Annotated in this window: 13 protein-coding genes; 7 read left to right on the forward strand and 6 right to left on the reverse strand. The window is 62.3% G+C overall.

Annotation, left to right across the window (positions count from 1 at the left end; translation table 11 throughout):
* Positions 1 to 2: 2 nt before the first annotated feature.
* The gene (locus C6558_RS14765) at positions 3 to 911 is read left to right on the forward strand and encodes a dihydrodipicolinate synthase family protein (protein ID WP_025429234.1); all 909 of its coding nucleotides are present in this window, start codon (positions 3 to 5) and stop codon (positions 909 to 911) included.
* A 115-nt stretch (positions 912 to 1,026) separates the two neighbouring features.
* Entirely contained in the window at positions 1,027 to 1,737 is a 711-nt protein-coding gene (locus C6558_RS14770) for a FadR/GntR family transcriptional regulator (RefSeq protein WP_057209797.1), read from the forward strand.
* Positions 1,738 to 1,755: 18 nt separating this feature from the next.
* Here C6558_RS14770 and C6558_RS14775 read toward each other — a convergent pair whose 3' ends face one another.
* The 4 genes from C6558_RS14775 to C6558_RS14790 form a co-directional block, all read right to left on the reverse strand.
* Positions 1,756 to 2,256, reverse strand: coding sequence for a hypothetical protein (locus C6558_RS14775; RefSeq protein WP_057209795.1), 501 nt, complete (start codon positions 2,254 to 2,256; stop codon positions 1,756 to 1,758).
* Positions 2,257 to 2,733: 477 nt separating this feature from the next.
* Positions 2,734 to 3,654, reverse strand: a complete 921-nt coding sequence (locus C6558_RS14780) for a response regulator (protein WP_025429231.1) — start codon at positions 3,652 to 3,654, stop codon at positions 2,734 to 2,736.
* The gene (locus C6558_RS14785) at positions 3,647 to 7,033 is read right to left on the reverse strand and encodes an ATP-binding protein (RefSeq protein WP_107027466.1); all 3,387 of its coding nucleotides are present in this window, start codon (positions 7,031 to 7,033) and stop codon (positions 3,647 to 3,649) included. The genes C6558_RS14780 and C6558_RS14785 overlap by 8 nt, the downstream gene beginning before the upstream one ends.
* Positions 7,034 to 7,146: 113 nt before the next feature.
* On the reverse strand, positions 7,147 to 7,578 hold the full coding sequence (locus tag C6558_RS14790; RefSeq protein ID WP_025429229.1) for an OsmC family protein: 432 nt from the start codon (positions 7,576 to 7,578) through the stop codon (positions 7,147 to 7,149).
* A 300-nt stretch (positions 7,579 to 7,878) separates the two neighbouring features.
* Here C6558_RS14790 and urtA point away from each other — a divergent pair, with 300 nt between their 5' ends.
* From urtA to urtE, 5 genes are all read left to right on the forward strand, one after another.
* On the forward strand, positions 7,879 to 9,171 hold the full coding sequence (gene urtA / locus C6558_RS14795; protein WP_025429228.1) for an urea ABC transporter substrate-binding protein: 1,293 nt from the start codon (positions 7,879 to 7,881) through the stop codon (positions 9,169 to 9,171).
* Positions 9,172 to 9,358: 187 nt separating this feature from the next.
* Positions 9,359 to 10,975 (forward strand): urea ABC transporter permease subunit UrtB, encoded by a 1,617-nt coding sequence (urtB, locus tag C6558_RS14800; RefSeq protein ID WP_025429227.1) that lies wholly within the window; start codon positions 9,359 to 9,361, stop codon positions 10,973 to 10,975.
* Positions 10,972 to 12,135, forward strand: a complete 1,164-nt coding sequence (gene urtC / locus C6558_RS14805) for an urea ABC transporter permease subunit UrtC (RefSeq protein WP_107027467.1) — start codon at positions 10,972 to 10,974, stop codon at positions 12,133 to 12,135. Before urtB ends, urtC begins: the two co-directional genes overlap by 4 nt.
* 5 nt (positions 12,136 to 12,140) lie before the next feature.
* Complete coding sequence (urtD, locus tag C6558_RS14810; protein WP_162771166.1) at positions 12,141 to 12,905, forward strand: urea ABC transporter ATP-binding protein UrtD; 765 nt, start codon at positions 12,141 to 12,143, stop codon at positions 12,903 to 12,905.
* A 41-nt stretch (positions 12,906 to 12,946) separates the two neighbouring features.
* Positions 12,947 to 13,642 carry an urea ABC transporter ATP-binding subunit UrtE gene (urtE, locus tag C6558_RS14815; protein WP_107027468.1) on the forward strand — a complete coding sequence of 232 codons (696 nt, stop codon included), beginning with the start codon at positions 12,947 to 12,949 and terminating at the stop codon, positions 13,640 to 13,642.
* Positions 13,643 to 13,705: 63 nt separating this feature from the next.
* Here urtE and C6558_RS14820 read toward each other — a convergent pair whose 3' ends face one another.
* Together C6558_RS14820 and C6558_RS14825 are read right to left on the reverse strand one after the other, a co-directional pair.
* Positions 13,706 to 14,959: an LVIVD repeat-containing protein gene (locus C6558_RS14820; protein ID WP_107027469.1), complete on the reverse strand. Its 1,254-nt coding sequence runs from the start codon at positions 14,957 to 14,959 to the stop codon at positions 13,706 to 13,708.
* A gap of 69 nt (positions 14,960 to 15,028) precedes the next feature.
* On the reverse strand, positions 15,029 to 16,072 hold the full coding sequence (locus C6558_RS14825; protein WP_107027470.1) for a substrate-binding domain-containing protein: 1,044 nt from the start codon (positions 16,070 to 16,072) through the stop codon (positions 15,029 to 15,031).
* Between the last annotated feature and the right edge of the window lie 13 nt (positions 16,073 to 16,085).

The raw sequence follows: 16,085 nt of genomic DNA on the forward strand, positions 1-16,085 counted from the left end.
CGATGTCTCGGTTCGATCCTGCCGACCTGCATGGCATCCACGCCATCCTCTACGCGCTGTTTGATGACGACGAAAAGCTCGATCGCGAGGCGATGCGTCGGCAGACGGAAGTCTGTCTCGTTGCCGGCGTGCACGGCATGGCAGCGCTTGGCCTTGCGACCGAAGCCTCGAAGTTGAGCGAGGCCGAACGCATGGCCGTGATGGAATGGCTGGTCGAGGACACGGCCGGCCGCGTGCCCGTGGCTCTGACCATCTTCGGCCCGTCGGTCGAAGAGCAGGTGCGCCAGGCGCGCCATGCCGTTGGCGCCGGTGCTGACTGGTTGATCCTGCAGCCGCCGATCGTCGGCCAGTTCTCGGCCCAGGAATATATCCGTTTCTTTGGTCGCGTCGCCGATGCGATCGACGTGCCCGTCGCAATCCAGAATGCGCCAGCCTTCATGGGCAGAGGGCTGACGGCGACCGACATCGCCGAGCTGGTCCGCCAGCATCCAAACATTACCCTCATCAAGGGCGAGGGGCCGGTGGTTGATATCGCCACACTGATCGAGGTCACAGAGGGCCGCCTGCCCGTTTTCAACGGTCGCGCCGGTCTTGAACTCATCGATAACCTGCGTGCCGGATGCCGCGGCTTCATCCTTGCGCCCGATTGCATCGACCATGCGGTGAGGGCCTATGAATTCTATCGTGACGGCTGGGACGAGGAGGCGGAAGCCGCCTATCGCGATATCTTGCCGGCGGTGGTGTTCACCATGCAGGGGATCGAGAACCTGATGTGCTACGGCAAGCGTCTCTTCGGCGAACGTGCCGGCCTGCCCGTCTTCGATCGCGCGCCTGCGCTGCGCCCGACCGAGACAGGATTGGCAATGGTTCGGCGTTTTGCGGGCGAGCTTGGTCGTCTCGGCGAAGTGTAACCGCCTTCGCCCAGGCTCAACCTGGCTTGGCCGTGTTGGGGCGTGGCAACGGCTATGGTAGCAAGGGGTCGAATCGCGCCAGAATGCGCGCCGGGATTTCGGAAACGGACGGCTGATGACGACATTTACGATCGGTGACCGCGGGCTGCCCGCGCAGATCGCGGCGGAGATCGGCCGGCGCATCGCGCTTGGCGAACTTAAACCCGGCGACATCCTGCCCAAGGAATCCGAGATGCTGGGCAATCTGCGCGTTAGCCGGACGACTTTGCGCGAAGCGCTGAAGATCCTCTCGACCAAGGGGTTCATCGAGGCCAAGCCGCGCCTGGGCACCCGTGTCCGCGCACCGGAGCATTGGAACACGCTCGATCCGGTGGTGCTCTCCTGGCATGAGGGGGCGGAGGATCAGCAGCAACTGGCTGAAGAACTGTTTGAAATCCGCCTGGCGATAGAGCCGATGGCAGCGGGCCTTGCTGCCCGCCGAGGATCGGCGGACGAACTCGTGCGCATCCGCGCGGCCTATTCCCGGATGACCGAAGACCACGCGACAGTTTCCGCCGCCATCGAAGCCGACATCGAATTCCATCTGGAAATCATCCAGGCGGCGCGCAATCGCTTTCTCTTGCCTGTCTCGTCGGTGATCCGCACCGCACTGACGATCAGCATTCCCCGGACACTCAGGACGTTTGGCGGATTGCAGCACTCGTTGAAGATGCACGAAGCGATCGTCGACGCCATTGAAGCGCGCGATCCGATGGCGGCGTCCACCGCGGCGGAATCACTGTTGAGCGCTACATACCAGCGCAATTTTCAGGCCGGAAAACGATAGGCGCGCGCTGAAAAGGCGTCACTTGCGGCGCAGGTTGATCTCGCTGGTGACGACCTTGTCGCCGGATGCGGGGTCGACGTCGACGGTGGTCAGCCGCATGCCGTTGGCGCCGATCTTCTGTAGCGTCAGGTTGGCGCTGCGGTCGCCGTTGACTTCCTTTGCCCAGCGAATGGTGAGATTGATGGCGTCGCCGCGACGGCTGCCGCTCAGGCCCGCCCGTCCGCCGCGCGGACCCAGGTAGGATCCGCTGTATTTCGTGCCACTGAACTTCAGTTGGGCATCAATCGATTTTGAAATCAGGATCAATCCGCGACAGACGCCTTCCATTGAGAGTGCCAACCCTTGGGATTGGGAATCGAAGTTGCAGGAAACATTGACGGGCGACATATAGGTGCGGATTCTGACCGTCCCTCCGCCCGTCCAACTGCCCTGCAGCGACTTCAGGAACGCACCTTCATCCGCTTGCGCAACACCGGCCAGGGACGTGGTCGCGGCGGCAAGTACAAGCCATCGCAGCATGTCGCAACCCTCCGTTCAGAAACCACCATGGTACACCAGCAAAGGCCAAGGTCACCAGCGGCAACGTGTGCGGCGGCCGGATGTTCCGCACGCGACGCTCGGTCAGGCGTGGCCGGCTGCACTGTGCCAATACCTATGCCGGAGCGTTGCTTGTGCAAGAGTGGGTGGAGGCTTTAGGCCGATATTGTGTTTATAGCGGCGGAATTTGTCCTACTTCGATTGATCTATACGCCCGAAAAGCGCGCTGGCGGCAGATCGCTCTGGCGATCATAGGCGCGCTACGTGTTCGCGCGCGGCGTGCGTTTGCTGAACAGGTTCTTCAGCCTAGCTAGAGCACTCGGCGGCAACGCCGGAAGCAAGGCGATCCCCATCACTCTTTCGCTCTCCGGATTCTCGGACGCCCTTCTCGGGCCCAGGGAAATGCGAAGAAGGCTAGCAGCGATTGAGTGAGGTACGGTGCGGCCGGAACGCTGTTGCTTATATCCCGTGCAGGACCTGTGTCGCCTTGACCGCCGCCGAGGCACGGTTTTCGACGCCGAGCTTCACATAGATCTGTTCGAGATGCTTGGTGACGGTGCGTGAACTCAGTCCGAGAATCTCGCCGATATCGCGGTTCGATTTCCCCTTCGCGATCCAGAGCAGCACTTCGGATTCGCGCTGGGTCAGCGAGAAGTGCTGCCGCAGCATCTCGTCGTCGCTGCGTCGGCTCTCGGCCGTCAGGCGGAAGAGATATTCGTTGGCGCCGATCGCGCCGAGGAAAGAGATCTGCAGTCCCGCTTGACCGGGCTCTTCGAGGGTAAAGCTGTTCTCCCGCTTGCCGCCTGTCTCGGTTTTTTCCATCCAGGCGGCGATGCGCCGAGCGATCGTCGCAAGGCCCTCGTCGCTGCCGGTTGCGGCGTTGACGAGGCGGTTGGCCTGCGGTGTCGACCAGCGAACACTGCCGTCAGAGCGAACGGCAAGCAGATGGCGCCCGGCGGCGTCTAGCGCAACGCGGGCGCTTTGCGCCGAGCGGGCATTGGAGAGATGAACACGGATGCGGGCCCTGAGCTCATCGATGTTGATCGGTTTCGTCAGGTAGTCGACGCCACCGGCTTCGAGGGCGTGCACCACATGCTCGGTTTCCGTCAGCCCGGTCATGAATAGCACCGGTGTCTGGCCGACGGAGGCGTTGGCCTTCAGTCTCAGGCAGGTTTCAAACCCGTCCATACCGGGCATGACAGCGTCCAGCAGAATGACATCGGGCGTAATCCGGTCGGCAATCGAAAGTGCGGCACTGCCCGAGGTGGCGATCAGTACAGAAAAGCCCGACTGCTCCAGCGCCTCGGTCAGAAAGCCGAGGGCCTCCGGGGAATCGTCCACCAGCAGTACGATGTCGCGACGATCGTAAGTCTCAACCACGGGTGACAGCTCCATTCGCCGCTTTTTTCTTCAGGAAGGCGTCATAGCCCGTGAGGTCGAAGGCCTGGACATAGGCGCGAGCAGCATCGACGAAGAGCTGATGTTCGGGCTCCAGCGCGATCTCCGTCAGCTTGGCCTCGATGCCTCTGACGTAGCCGATCTCGCCAAGCCGGATCAACTCCTCGACATGGTGCTCGTCGGGCAACGTCATCGCATCGGCATTTGCCGCTCTCGGCTCCTCGGACGCTTCGCCCTCGTGGATCCAGGTGAGGCCAAGTTGAACGGCAAGCTTGTCCGCGAGCTGGCCGACGCCGAAGGGCTTGGCGAGTGTGTCGTTGTGGCCGACAAGGGCGCCTGTCGTCGAGCCGTCGCCGATATTGGCCGACAGCATGATGATCGGCGCCGTCTGGCCGTTGCGGCGCAATTTGTCGACGAGTTCCCAACCGTTCATACCAGGCATGGAGATATCGACGAGGAAGATGTCCGGCGCCAGCGCCTCGACCATCGCGAGGCATTGCCCGCCACTTTCGGCGGCAAGCACCGTAAAGTCCATCGGCTGCAGGATTTCGCGCATCAGTTCGCGGTGATCGGCGTTGTCGTCGACAATCATGATTGTGCGCCGCGGGCCGAGATAGGAAGTGATCCGGCGCACCGCTATCAGCGGCGCCGGCCGATCGACGGCGGAGAGCATCAGCCGGACCCTGAAGGTCGTGCCACTGTTCGGTTCGCTGGTGACGGCTATCTCGCCGCCCAGCGTCTGCGTCAGCAATCGGGTTATGGTCAAGCCGAGACCGAGACCCGGCATGCTGCCGAGATGTTCCGCCTCGCCGCGCTGGAATGGGTCGAAAATGCGCGGCAGATCCTTCTCGGCAATACCACGGCCGCTGTCGGCAATCGTAAACGTCGCAACCTGACTGCGATAATCGATATCGAAGCGGATCTCGCCGCGCTCGGTGAACTTCAGGGCGTTGGAGAGCAGGTTGACGAGGATCTGGCGCAGCCGCTTTTCATCTGTCTTGACGTAGCGCGGCAAGGCGGGCGCGCGTCGATGTTCGAAGGCGATCCCCTTCGCCTGTGCTTGCGGGCGGAACATCTCGACGACCTGATCGAGGAAATCATGGATGTTGGTCTCGTTGGAATAGACCTGCAGCTTGCCGGCCTCGATCTTCGAGATGTCGAGAAGTCCGTCGATGAGGCCGGAGAGATGATCGGCGCTGCGCTTGATCACCTTGATCGCGCCCTGTCGGGCCGGTGGGATCGTTTCATCGCGCTCAAGCACCTGTGCGTAGCCGAGTACGGCGTTGAGCGGTGTGCGCAGCTCATGGCTGAGGCCGACAACGTAGCGGCTCTTGGCGCGGTTGGCCGCCTCGGCGGTCTCCTTTGCCTGCTGCAGGGCGGCATCGGTCTTCTTGTGTGCGGCGATTTCCTTCAGCAGCAGCGTGTTCTGCCGTGACGATTCTTCTTCGGCGACGACGCGGCTGTCGTGGGCGAGCACATAGAACCAGCAGACGATGCCGGCGAGCACGGCAAAGACGAAGAAGACGACGGCAATGGTGCGCTCGACCACTGTTGCCGTCTCGGGCGAAGCGTTGCCGGTCTGGTGCGCGATCATCGCCAGGATCAGGCCGATGCCTGCGATCGAGAGCACCGCCGAAATGGCGTAGCGCCCGAGCCGCGTCGTGAGCTTCGCCGTTACCTCTTCGGGTAGAAGCGCGTTCGCGACCGTTGCCACCTGCGCATTGAAGCGTGCCTTCGGCTTGCACATGTCATGGCAGCGGCTGTCGAGAGAACAGCAGAGCGAACAGATGGGCGCAGCGTAGGCCGGGCACCAAGCCATATCCTCCGGCTCGAAGGGATGTTCGCAGATCGAGCAGGTGATCTCGCTCTCGCTTGCCCAGCTTTTACGCGGCTTGCGGGCGAGGTAATATCTGCCGCCGGTCGCCCAGGCGATCAGAGGCGAGGCGATGAAGGCGATAACAAGGGCAATATAGGGCGCGAGCGATGCGGCGATGGCGCCAAAGGCGCCGAAATGTGCCGTCAGTGCGATCGTCGCCGAAAGCGCCATGGCGCCGAGGCCGACCGGGTTGATGTCGTAGAGATGCGCGCGCTTGAACTCGATGCCAGGCGGCGAGAGGCCGAGTGGCTTGTTGACGAAGAGATCGGCCGAAATGGTGCAAAGCCAGGCCATGGCGACGATCGAGAAGACGCCGAGCGTTTCCTCAAGGAGCTTGTAGATGCCGAGTTCCATCAGAAGCAGCGCGATCGCCACGTTGAACACCAGCCAGACGACGCGGCCGGGATGGCTGTGGGTGAGGCGCGAGAAGAAGTTGGACCAGGCAAGTGACCCGGCATAGGCGTTCATGACGTTGATCTTCAACTGCGAAACGACCACGAAGGCGACCATCAAGAGGAGGGCGGCGGTCTCAGACGGGATCATGTAGCCGAAGGCGGTGTAGTACATCTGCGCCGGGTCCGCCGCCCGCGTCGACGGAACGCCGGAGGAAAGCGCCAGCACGACAAGGAACGAACCGGCCAGAAGCTTCGGTGCCCCGACGAGCACCCAGCCGGAGCCGGCCAGGAAGATGGCGACGCGGTGATGCAGCTTGCGCTGGCCGTCGGGCGGCAGGAAGCGCAGGAAGTCGACTTGCTCGCCGATCTGCGCCATCAGCGCAAAGATCACCGCCGAGGCGGCGCCGAACTCGATGAGGTCGAAGGGCGCGAGCGTGCCCGGTGGACCGGATGCATGATGCATGCCGGCATAGGCAAGCCAGGTGGCGACCTTCTCCCAGTCCGCAAAGGCGATGAAGATAAAGGGCAGGATATTGAGCACGATCCAGAAAGGCTGGGTGATCAGCTGGAACTTGCTGATGAGCCGCACCCCATGGGTGACGAGCGGAATGACGACGACCGCGCTGACGATGTAGCCGACCCAAAGCGGTATGCCGAGCGCCAGCTCGAGCGCACCCGACATGATCGAGGCCTCGATCGCAAAGAGGATGAAGGTGAAGCTCGCATAAATCAGCGAGGTGAGGGTCGAGCCGATGTAGCCGAAGCTGGCGCCGCGGGTCAGAAGGTCGATGTCGACGCCGTGGCGGATCGCGTAACGGCTGATCGGCAGGCCGACCGTCAGGATCATCAGGCTGGCGATCAGGATGGCGACGATGGCGTTGGTCGTGCCGTAGGACATGGTGATCGCGCCACCGATCGCCTCCAGCGCCAGGAACGAGATCGCCCCGATCGCCGTCTGAGAGATGCGCTCGGAGGAAAAGCGCCGCGCGCTCTTGGCGGTGAAGCGCAGCGCATAGTCTTCAAGCGTCTGGTCGGCGACCCAGCGATTGTATTCGCGTCGAACGGGAATGATGCGCTGGCGTGCCGCCATGTTGCCTCGTCATCTCTCGCATTGCCGACACATATGTGCCTATTTTCACGGCACGCACATTCCGTGCGTGAAATTTATGCAATGCGGAGATGGCGAAAGCAAGTGTGAAAGGATCATCCGCTCACTGCTGATGTGTCGACGACGACAAAATCATGGGTAATCCTCGCGGACTTGGCGAGCATGGCTGACGCCGAGCAGTATTTTTCAAGCGAGAGGGCGACCGCGCGCTCGACCTTCTTTTCCGAGAGGCCACGCCCCTTCACCACGAAGTGCATATGGATGCGGGTAAAGACGCGCGGGTCTTCTTCTGCGCGGTCGGCGTCGAGCTCCACGGAGCAATCTTCGACCGGCTCGCGACCCTTTTCGAGGATATGAACGACGTCGTAGGCCGAGCAGCCACCGGCGCCGATCAACATCAGCTCCATCGGGCTTGGTCCAGGCGTCCGCCCTTCCGGACCGGATGCCGTCCCGAGGACGATCTTGTGACCGCTTCCGGACTCGCCGACGAATGTCCGCTCTTCAACCCACTTGATACGTGCTTTCATGATCTCTCACCTGTGTTGAGCTGCTGTTGATGGCCAGTCGGCCTTCGATGTTTCAATAGCCGGAAAAGCCATCCTGCGGCCAGACTGGCACGTTGATTTCAACGTCATGGCCTTTGCACAATTCCTGCACGGCGGCGTGAACTCCGGATCGCCCATATCGCGGCAGCTTCCTCTTTGCCCCCTCGACCTACGTAGAATGACGTATGTGCAGTGCAGCACGACTGGCGGATGATCCCTCAAGCAACGGTCAAAAGGTACGAAGCCTCGTTGCGGCGATCAGAACGAGAGGGGTTCAATCAGATGAATATCAAGGCACGCGTCACCGGCGCTTTCCTGGCAACGATCTTGTCGACGACGGCATTCAACGGCGCCTTTGCGGCCGACGACACGATCAAGGTCGGCATTCTGCATTCGCTGTCGGGAACGATGGCGATCTCCGAGACGACGCTGAAGGACGCCATGCTCATGCTCATCGACGAGCAGAACAAGAAGGGCGGCCTGCTCGGCAAGAAGTTGGAAGCGGTTGTCGTCGATCCCGCGTCCGACTGGCCGCTCTTTGCCGAAAAGGCGCGCGAGCTCGTTTCCGTCGACAAGGTTTCGGCGGTCTTCGGCTGCTGGACGTCAGTCTCGCGCAAATCCGTCCTGCCGGTTTTCGAGGAGCTTAATTCGATCCTCTTCTACCCGGTGCAGTACGAGGGTGAGGAAAGCCAGCGCAACGTCTTTTACACCGGCGCCGCGCCGAACCAGCAGGCCGTTCCGGCGGTCGACTATCTGATGGAAAACGAAAGCGTCGAGCGCTGGGTTCTAGCGGGCACCGACTACGTCTATCCGCGCACGACCAACAAGATCCTCGAGGCCTATCTCATCTCCAAGGGCGTGAAGCCCGAGGACATCATGATCAACTACACGCCGTTCGGTCATTCCGACTGGCAGACGATCGTGTCCGATATCAAGAAATTCGGTTCTGCCGGCAAGAAGACGGCGGTCGTCTCGACGATCAACGGCGACGCAAACGTGCCGTTCTACAAGGAACTGGCGAACCAGGGCGTCAAGGCCGAGGATATCCCGGTTGTCGCCTTCTCCGTTGGCGAAGAGGAACTCGCCGGTCTCGATACGGCCCCGCTCGTCGGCCATCTCGCCGCCTGGAACTACTTCCAGTCGGTCGATACGCCTGCCAATGCCGAGTTCATCAAGACCTGGAAGGGCTACACCAAGAACGACAAGCGCGTCACCAACGACCCGATGGAAGCCCACTACATCGGCTTCAACATGTGGTTGAAGGCGGTCGAAAAGGCCGGAACGACCGACACCGACGCAGTGCTTGACGCCATGATCGGCGTATCCGTGCCCAATCTCTCCGGCGGCTATTCGACGATGATGCCGAACCACCACATCACCAAGCCGGTGCTGATCGGTGAGATCCAGAGCGACGGCCAGTTCGAGACGGTCTGGGAAACGCCCGGTCTCGTGGTTGGTGACGAATGGTCCGATTACCTGCCTGACTCCAAGGACCTGATCGCCGATTGGCGCGCGCCGATGTCCTGCGGCAACTTCAACGTCGCCACGGGCAAATGCGGCGGCAAGGGCTCCTGATTTCATCACCAAACGATAGTTTCCGGGTCGTGGCCAACGCCTCAATCCCCTTTGAATGACGAAATCATAGGCAGGCATACCCTTCGCCCAATGCTCCCGTTGGGCGAAGGGATCTCGAAATTCCATGCCGCGGTGGCCGCGCCTGCCTGGCGCTGCCACAGACGAGCGAGACCCAAGCGAGAGGGCGATGTATCGCATTCTGCAAACCCTGTTGATCACCCTTTGCCTGCTGGTTTCAGCCCATGTCACGGGCTCGCGCGCCGCGGACGATCTCGGCGCGCTCGTCAGTGCGCTCGGAACGGCCAAGCTGGCCGAGCTCGATGATCGCATTGCCGCGCTTGCCAAGAGCGGCGATCCACGTGTCATCCCGGTTCTCGAGGCGCTTGGGGAGGGCAATCTCTATGCGCGAAAGACCGACGGCGGGGTCTTCCTCACGACGGAGAAGGGCGCGAGTCTTGTTCTAGTCAATCCGCTTGATGGCTCTGATGTCGGCGAAGTGCCGAAGGGCGAGCTGCAGAAAATCAAGGTCAACAACGCCGTCCGGCGCGCCGTTCGAGGCGCGCTCGGTGGACTGACGCTTTTCAGCGCCGATACGGGCGCAAGGTTGAAGGCGGCGCAATCCATGCGGCAGACGCCGAATGCCGACGCGCTCGAGGCGATCGAGACGGCACTCGCCGCGGAAAAGGACGCAACGGTGCGCAAGGCGCTCGACGAGGCGCGCGCGGTGACGCTTCTGGTTTCCGACCGTTCCGACGACGACAAGCGTGCGGCGATCAAGACGCTGGCAGAAGGCGGTGGCCGCGAGGCACTTGGCGCGCTGACCTCAGCGCGCTCATCGGCGGATGCCAGCCTGAAACCGGATATCGAGGCCGCGCTGCAGCGCATCGAACAGGCGCAAGCATTCTGGAACGCCGGCCAGAACGTCTGGTACGGGTTGTCGCTCGGTTCGGTGCTGCTGCTCGCGGCAATCGGTCTTGCCATTACCTTCGGCGTGATGGGCATCATCAACATGGCGCATGGCGAGATGGTCATGCTCGGCGCCTATACGACATTCCTGGTCCAGGACGTCATTCGCACCTCCTATCCCGCTCTCTTCGACTGGTCGCTGGCGATCGCCCTGCCGCTCGCCTTTCTCGTCACCGGGATCATCGGCCTTGCCATCGAGCGCAGCGTCATCCGCTTTCTCTATGGTCGGCCGCTCGAAACGCTGCTGGCCACCTGGGGCATCTCGCTGATCCTGCAGCAAGCGGTTCGCTCGATCTTCGGGCCGACCAACCGCGAAGTCGGCAATCCCTCCTGGATGGCCGGCGCCTTTGATCTCGGCGGCTTGACGATCACCTGGAACCGGCTCTGGATCATCGTCTTTGCGCTCGCCGTCTTTGCAGCCCTTCTGTTCCTGCTGAAGCGAACGTCGATGGGGCTGAGGATGCGGGCCGTGACGCAGAACCGCCGCATGGCGTCGTCCATGGGCATCCGCACGCCCCTGGTCGACGCTCTGACCTTTGCTCTCGGGTCCGGCATCGCCGGCATGGCCGGCGTGGCGCTGTCACAGATCGACAATGTCTCGCCCAATCTCGGCCAGGGCTACATCATCGACAGCTTCATGGTCGTCGTCTTCGGCGGTGTCGGCAATCTCTGGGGAACGCTCGTCGGCGCCTTCTCGCTCGGCATCCTCAACAAGTTCCTCGAGCCCTATGCGGGCGCCGTTCTCGGTAAGATCCTCGTTCTGGTGCTCATCATCCTCTTCATCCAGAAGAAGCCGCGTGGCCTCTTCGCACTCAAGGGAAGGGCGGTGGAGGCATGATCACCTCGTTTCTGCTCAAGTCGCTCGATCGCAGCATCGTCACGGTTGTGGCGCTACTGCTGGCTCTTGCCATCGCCATTCCCGCCCTCAACCTGCTGACGGCGCCGGATCACCCGCTGCACGTGCCGACCTATCTGGTCTCGCTGTTCGGCAAATATCTGACCTACGCGCTTCTGGCGCTGGCGCTCGATCTCGTATGGGGTTTCTGCGGCATCCTCTCGCTCGGTCACGCCGCGTTCTTCGCGCTCGGCGGCTATGCCATGGGCATGTACCTGATGCGCCAGATCGGCGCGCGCGGCTCCTATGGCAATCCTTTGCTGCCGGATTTCATGGTGTTTCTCAACTGGAAGGAGCTGCCCTGGTTCTGGCAGGGCTTCGACATGTTCTGGTTCGCGGCACTGATGGTGGTGGTGGTGCCCGGACTGCTTGCCTTCGTCTTCGGCTGGTTCGCCTTCCGCTCGCGGGTCAACGGCGTCTATCTGTCGATCATCACCCAGGCGATGACCTATGCGCTGCTGCTTGCCTTCTTCCGCAACGACATGGGTTTCGGCGGCAACAACGGCCTCACCGACTTCAAGGATATCCTCGGCTTCAACATCCAGGCTGACGGTACACGCGCCGCACTTTTTGCCGCATCCGCCCTGATGCTTGCCCTATGCCTGGTGCTGACGGCGGCGATCGTCCGCTCGAAATACGGCAAGGTGCTGGTCGCCGTGCGCGACGCCGAAAGCCGTACGCGGTTTCTCGGTTATCGGGTGGAGCATATCAAGCTCTTCGCCTTCACGGTCTCGGCGATGATGGCCGGCATTGCCGGCGCGCTTTACGTGCCGCAGGTCGGCATCATCAATCCCGGCGAGTTCGAGCCCGGCAACTCCATCGAGGTGGTCATCTGGACCGCAGTCGGCGGGCGCGGGACGCTGATCGGGCCGATCGTCGGCGCGATCCTCGTCAATGGCGGCAAGAGCATCTTCACGGCGGCCTTTCCGGAGTTCTGGCTGTTTGCGCTCGGCGGGCTGTTCGTTCTCGTCACCCTGTTCCTGCCGAAGGGCGTGGTCGGGACCGCGAGCGCCTATCTTGCCCGCCGCAAAGCCCACCGCCGGGCGGCAGATGCCCAACGCGCTCGGGACACCCTTGTCGCTGAACCAATGGCTGCGGAGTGATGGGCATGAATCAGACGATCAGCCAGACCAAGCCGAAAAGCCTTCTCTACCTCGACGGCGTCTCTGTCTCCTTCGACGGGTTCAAGGCGCTCAATTCGCTGTCCTTCGTGATCGAGCCGGGCGAGCTTCGCGCCATCATCGGCCCGAACGGCGCTGGCAAGACGACGATGATGGACATCATCACCGGCAAGACGCGTCCGGACGAGGGACAGGTGTTCTTCAAGGGCGACATCGACCTCACCCAACGGGATGAAGCTGAGATCGCCAATCTCGGCATTGGCCGCAAGTTCCAGAAGCCGACGGTGTTCGAAAGCCATACCATCTGGGACAATCTGGAACTGGCGCTCAACAGAAGCCGTGGGGTCTTACCGACGCTGTTCTACAGGCTGACGGCGGACGACAAGGCGCGGATCGAAGAGATCCTGTCGATAGTGCGGCTCAACGCGCGCCGCGATGATCTTGCCGCCAACCTGTCGCATGGCCAGAAACAGTGGCTGGAGATCGGCATGCTGCTGGCGCAGGAGCCGGAGCTGCTGCTGGTCGACGAGCCGGTTGCCGGAATGACCGATGCGGAGACGGCCGAAACGGCGATCCTGCTCAAGGAGATCGCAAGGACGCGCTCGGTCGTCGTCGTCGAGCACGACATGGGCTTCATCCGCGAGCTTGGGGTCAAGGTCACGTGCCTTGCCGAAGGCTCGGTGCTGGCTGAAGGCTCGATCGATTTCGTCAGCAGCGATCCGAAGGTGATCGAAAACTATCTCGGCCGCTGATAGCGGCCACTCACCAACGGCCCAAGGGAAAGGACGCCTCCATGCTGAGCGTCGAAAACGTCAATCTCCACTATGGTGCCGCACAGGCGCTGCGCAACGTTTCGATCGAAGCACAAATGGGCAAGATCACCTGCGTGCTTGGCCGCAATGGCGTTGGCAAGTCGAGCCTGCTCAGGGCGATCACCGGGCAGCATCCGGTCAGCGCCGGTTCGATCGCCTTCAATGGGGTGACGCTCGGAGGCATGGCGCCCTATCGCCGCGCCAAGGAGGGCATCGGCTACGTGCCGCAGGGGCGCGAGATCTTTCCGCTGCTGACCGTCAAGGAGAACCTCGAAACCGGCTACGCGCCGGTCAAGCGCGCCGATCGTTCGGTACCGGAGGATGTCTTCAACCTCTTCCCCGTGCTTCGCTCGATGCTGGGGCGGCGCGGCGGGGATCTCTCCGGCGGGCAGCAGCAGCAACTGGCGATCGGCCGGGCGCTCGTCACCCGTCCGCGCATTCTCGTGCTCGACGAGCCGACCGAGGGGATCCAGCCGTCGATCATCAAGGATATCGGCCGGGCGATCCGCTATCTGCGCGATTCCACCGGCATGGCGATCCTGCTGGTCGAGCAATATCTCGATTTCTGCCGCGAACTCGCCGACCATGTTTACATCATGGACCGCGGCGCCGTAGTGCATGAGGGGCCGCCGGAGACGCTCGACACCGTCGAGGCGCGGCGTCATCTCACGGTCTGAAGCGGAGACGCTTTTTACGCATTTCCTGACGGAAAACCGCTTCACACTTTTCCTGGAAATGCTCTAGCCGCCATATTCGATGATGGCGAGGCCGGCATTGTAGTCGGTGGCATAGATGATCCCGGCGGCATCGACGAAGACGTCGGCCGACTGGATGACGCGGGGGCGGCCCGCGCGCCGGTCGGTCATTTCGGTCGGTGCGGCTGGAACCAGCGCGCCGGTTTCGCGCGGACGGTAAGGGTCGCTGATATCGAAGGCGCGGATGCCGGCATTCTGCCAGGTGGCGAAGATCAGCGTTTCCGAAACGAAGGAGCCCGGCCGGTTTTCGTGCAGGTTGTGCGGCCCAAAATGCCCGCCCTTGGCGACGTAGTCGGCTTCCGAGGGGATAGGGAAGGTCGAGATGCTGACCGGGTTGGTGGGCTCGCGGATATCGAAGATCCAGGTATGCTTGCGGCCGTCTTCCTCGTGGTCGAGCACAGCCTCGTCGGCGACCACGAGCAGATCGCGACCGGGCAGCGGCAAGGGCGAGTGCGTTCCGCCGCCAAACGGCGGCGACCAGTTGCGGTGGGCGATCAGCTTCGGGTTGGCATGATCCTTGATGTCGAGGAGCGTCAGGCCGCCGTCACGCCAGCACGCATAGGCGGTGTCGCCAGAGACCAGCGCATGGTGCAGCGCGTAGCGCTTGCCTTCAGGTGCAGTCGGCGCTTCTCCCGCGGCCTTGTTCATGCCCGGCAGCCACCAGCGACCGACGATTTCGGGCCGGGTCGGATCCGCCATGTCGATGGTGACGAAGATATAGTCGGTAAAGCCGTCGAACAGCGCCGAGGCATAGGCGTAGCGGCCGCCGACATACCAGAGGCGGTGGAAGCCGACGCCGTCTATATTCAACTCGCCGATCTTGCGCGGACGGTCGGGAACGGAAATGTCGAAGACCGACATGCCGGCGCTCCAGGCGCGTTTGCGGCCGCTGCCGGAGACGGTGTCGCCGACCGATTTGGTGTAGTAGGTTTTCTCGTCGGCGAAGGTCTCGACGTCGGCGAACAGGTCGAGCGCATTGATGACCAGAAGCAGGTCGTCATGGGTCTGCAGATGAATGTTCCAGGTGTTGGCCGGTGCCGGCGCATAGGTGACCGCGCCCGGCTTCTTCGGATCGCGCACGTCGACGATGGAAAACCCTTGGGACCAGGGATGAGCGACATAGGCGAAACCGCGATGCACCATCAGTTGCAGACCATCGCCGCGCCCGCCGATCGGCGAATGGCCGATCAGTTTCATGTTGTTTGTGAAATCGGGCGTGGGAAGGTCGATGCCGCTCATGGTCTTTCCTGTCTTTGTCATTGAAAAAGCGCCGCGCCGATCAGCGCGGCGCTCTTCCTTCAAATGGAATTAATTGGTGGCCGTGGGGATCCACTCGGCAGTCGCCGCATCGCTCTTGCGGAAGGCCGGAAATTTCTCCTGCAAGTCCTCGATCGTCTTGATCTCGCCCTTGGCGAGATCGTCACGCGTGACGAGCGTCGGCTGCAGCAGCACCGACTGGCCGGGGAACTGACCGGCGATTGCGAGCGAGACCGCGCGCACCGAGACTTCGCCGACGACCGCGGCGTTGGTCGCGGCTGTCGCCTGCCAGGCACTATCCGGCTCGTTCATCAGTTGGATATCCGATGTCGAGATATCGACGCCGTAGATCTTCACCTTGTTCGCAACGCCCAGTTCGTCGATCGCCAGCTTCACACCCTTGGCGAACTCATCCCAGGGGGTGAAGATGACGGAAATGTCCGGATTGGCGGTCAGGACGGCCTTGGTCTGGTCGGCAACGGAGGCCGGCACCGTGTCGTTGACGACGCCCCAGGTAGCCTTCTCCGTCAGGTTGTGCTTGGCGGCGAAATCCTTCCAGACGGCGTAACGACGGTCGAGCGGTGCGAAGCCGGCGACATAGACGGCGCCGCCGACGAAGCCATCGCCCTTGTCCTTGACCGCCTGCTCCAGCACCAGGCGGGCCATGTCCTTGTCGCTCTGCTCGATCTGAGGGATTTTGGGATTGTCGAGGTTGACGTCATAGGCGACGACCTTGATGCCGGCGTCGAGCGCCTTCTGCGCCACATCCTTCAGGACTTCCGGACGGCCATTGTTGATGATGATGCCATCGACGCCGAGATTGATCGCCTGCTCGATGAGGCTGCGCTGGGTGTCGTTGTCGTTGCGCGCCTGCGAGACGGTGAGGTTGACATGAAGCGCATCCGCCTGGCGCTTGACGCCCGCCTCGAAGGCCTGCAGCCAGTCGCCGCCGCCGAGGAAGCTGACCACGGCGATGTCGACGTCGCCCTTGTCGAACGGGGCAGGAGCGCCATCGATGCCGGCGGAAAAAGCAGGAGTCGCCGTCAGCGAAGCGGCGATGAGGCCGCCGAGAAGGCTGCGCGTCAAATGTCTCATGGTCAGTATCCTC

This window comes from Ensifer sp. NM-2, assembly GCF_003024455.1.
In the GTDB taxonomy this organism is placed as follows: Bacteria; Pseudomonadota; Alphaproteobacteria; order Rhizobiales; family Rhizobiaceae; genus Ensifer; species Ensifer canadensis.

Excerpts from the sequence above, each read along its gene's own strand:
- urtE (WP_107027468.1), top strand. The coding sequence starts at position 12,947 with ATGCTGAGCGTCGAAAACGTCAATCTCCACTATGGTGCCGCACAGGCG.
- C6558_RS14765 (WP_025429234.1), top strand. The coding sequence starts at position 3 with ATGTCTCGGTTCGATCCTGCCGACCTGCATGGCATCCACGCCATCCTC.
- C6558_RS14790 (WP_025429229.1), bottom strand. The coding sequence starts at position 7,578 with ATGAAAGCACGTATCAAGTGGGTTGAAGAGCGGACATTCGTCGGCGAG.
- C6558_RS14775 (WP_057209795.1), bottom strand. The coding sequence starts at position 2,256 with ATGCTGCGATGGCTTGTACTTGCCGCCGCGACCACGTCCCTGGCCGGT.
- C6558_RS14825 (WP_107027470.1), bottom strand. The coding sequence starts at position 16,072 with ATGAGACATTTGACGCGCAGCCTTCTCGGCGGCCTCATCGCCGCTTCG.
- C6558_RS14785 (WP_107027466.1), bottom strand. The coding sequence starts at position 7,033 with ATGGCGGCACGCCAGCGCATCATTCCCGTTCGACGCGAATACAATCGC.
- urtD (WP_162771166.1), top strand. The coding sequence starts at position 12,141 with ATGAATCAGACGATCAGCCAGACCAAGCCGAAAAGCCTTCTCTACCTC.
- C6558_RS14770 (WP_057209797.1), top strand. The coding sequence starts at position 1,027 with ATGACGACATTTACGATCGGTGACCGCGGGCTGCCCGCGCAGATCGCG.
- C6558_RS14820 (WP_107027469.1), bottom strand. The coding sequence starts at position 14,959 with ATGAGCGGCATCGACCTTCCCACGCCCGATTTCACAAACAACATGAAA.
- urtA (WP_025429228.1), top strand. The coding sequence starts at position 7,879 with ATGAATATCAAGGCACGCGTCACCGGCGCTTTCCTGGCAACGATCTTG.
- urtB (WP_025429227.1), top strand. The coding sequence starts at position 9,359 with ATGTATCGCATTCTGCAAACCCTGTTGATCACCCTTTGCCTGCTGGTT.
- urtC (WP_107027467.1), top strand. The coding sequence starts at position 10,972 with ATGATCACCTCGTTTCTGCTCAAGTCGCTCGATCGCAGCATCGTCACG.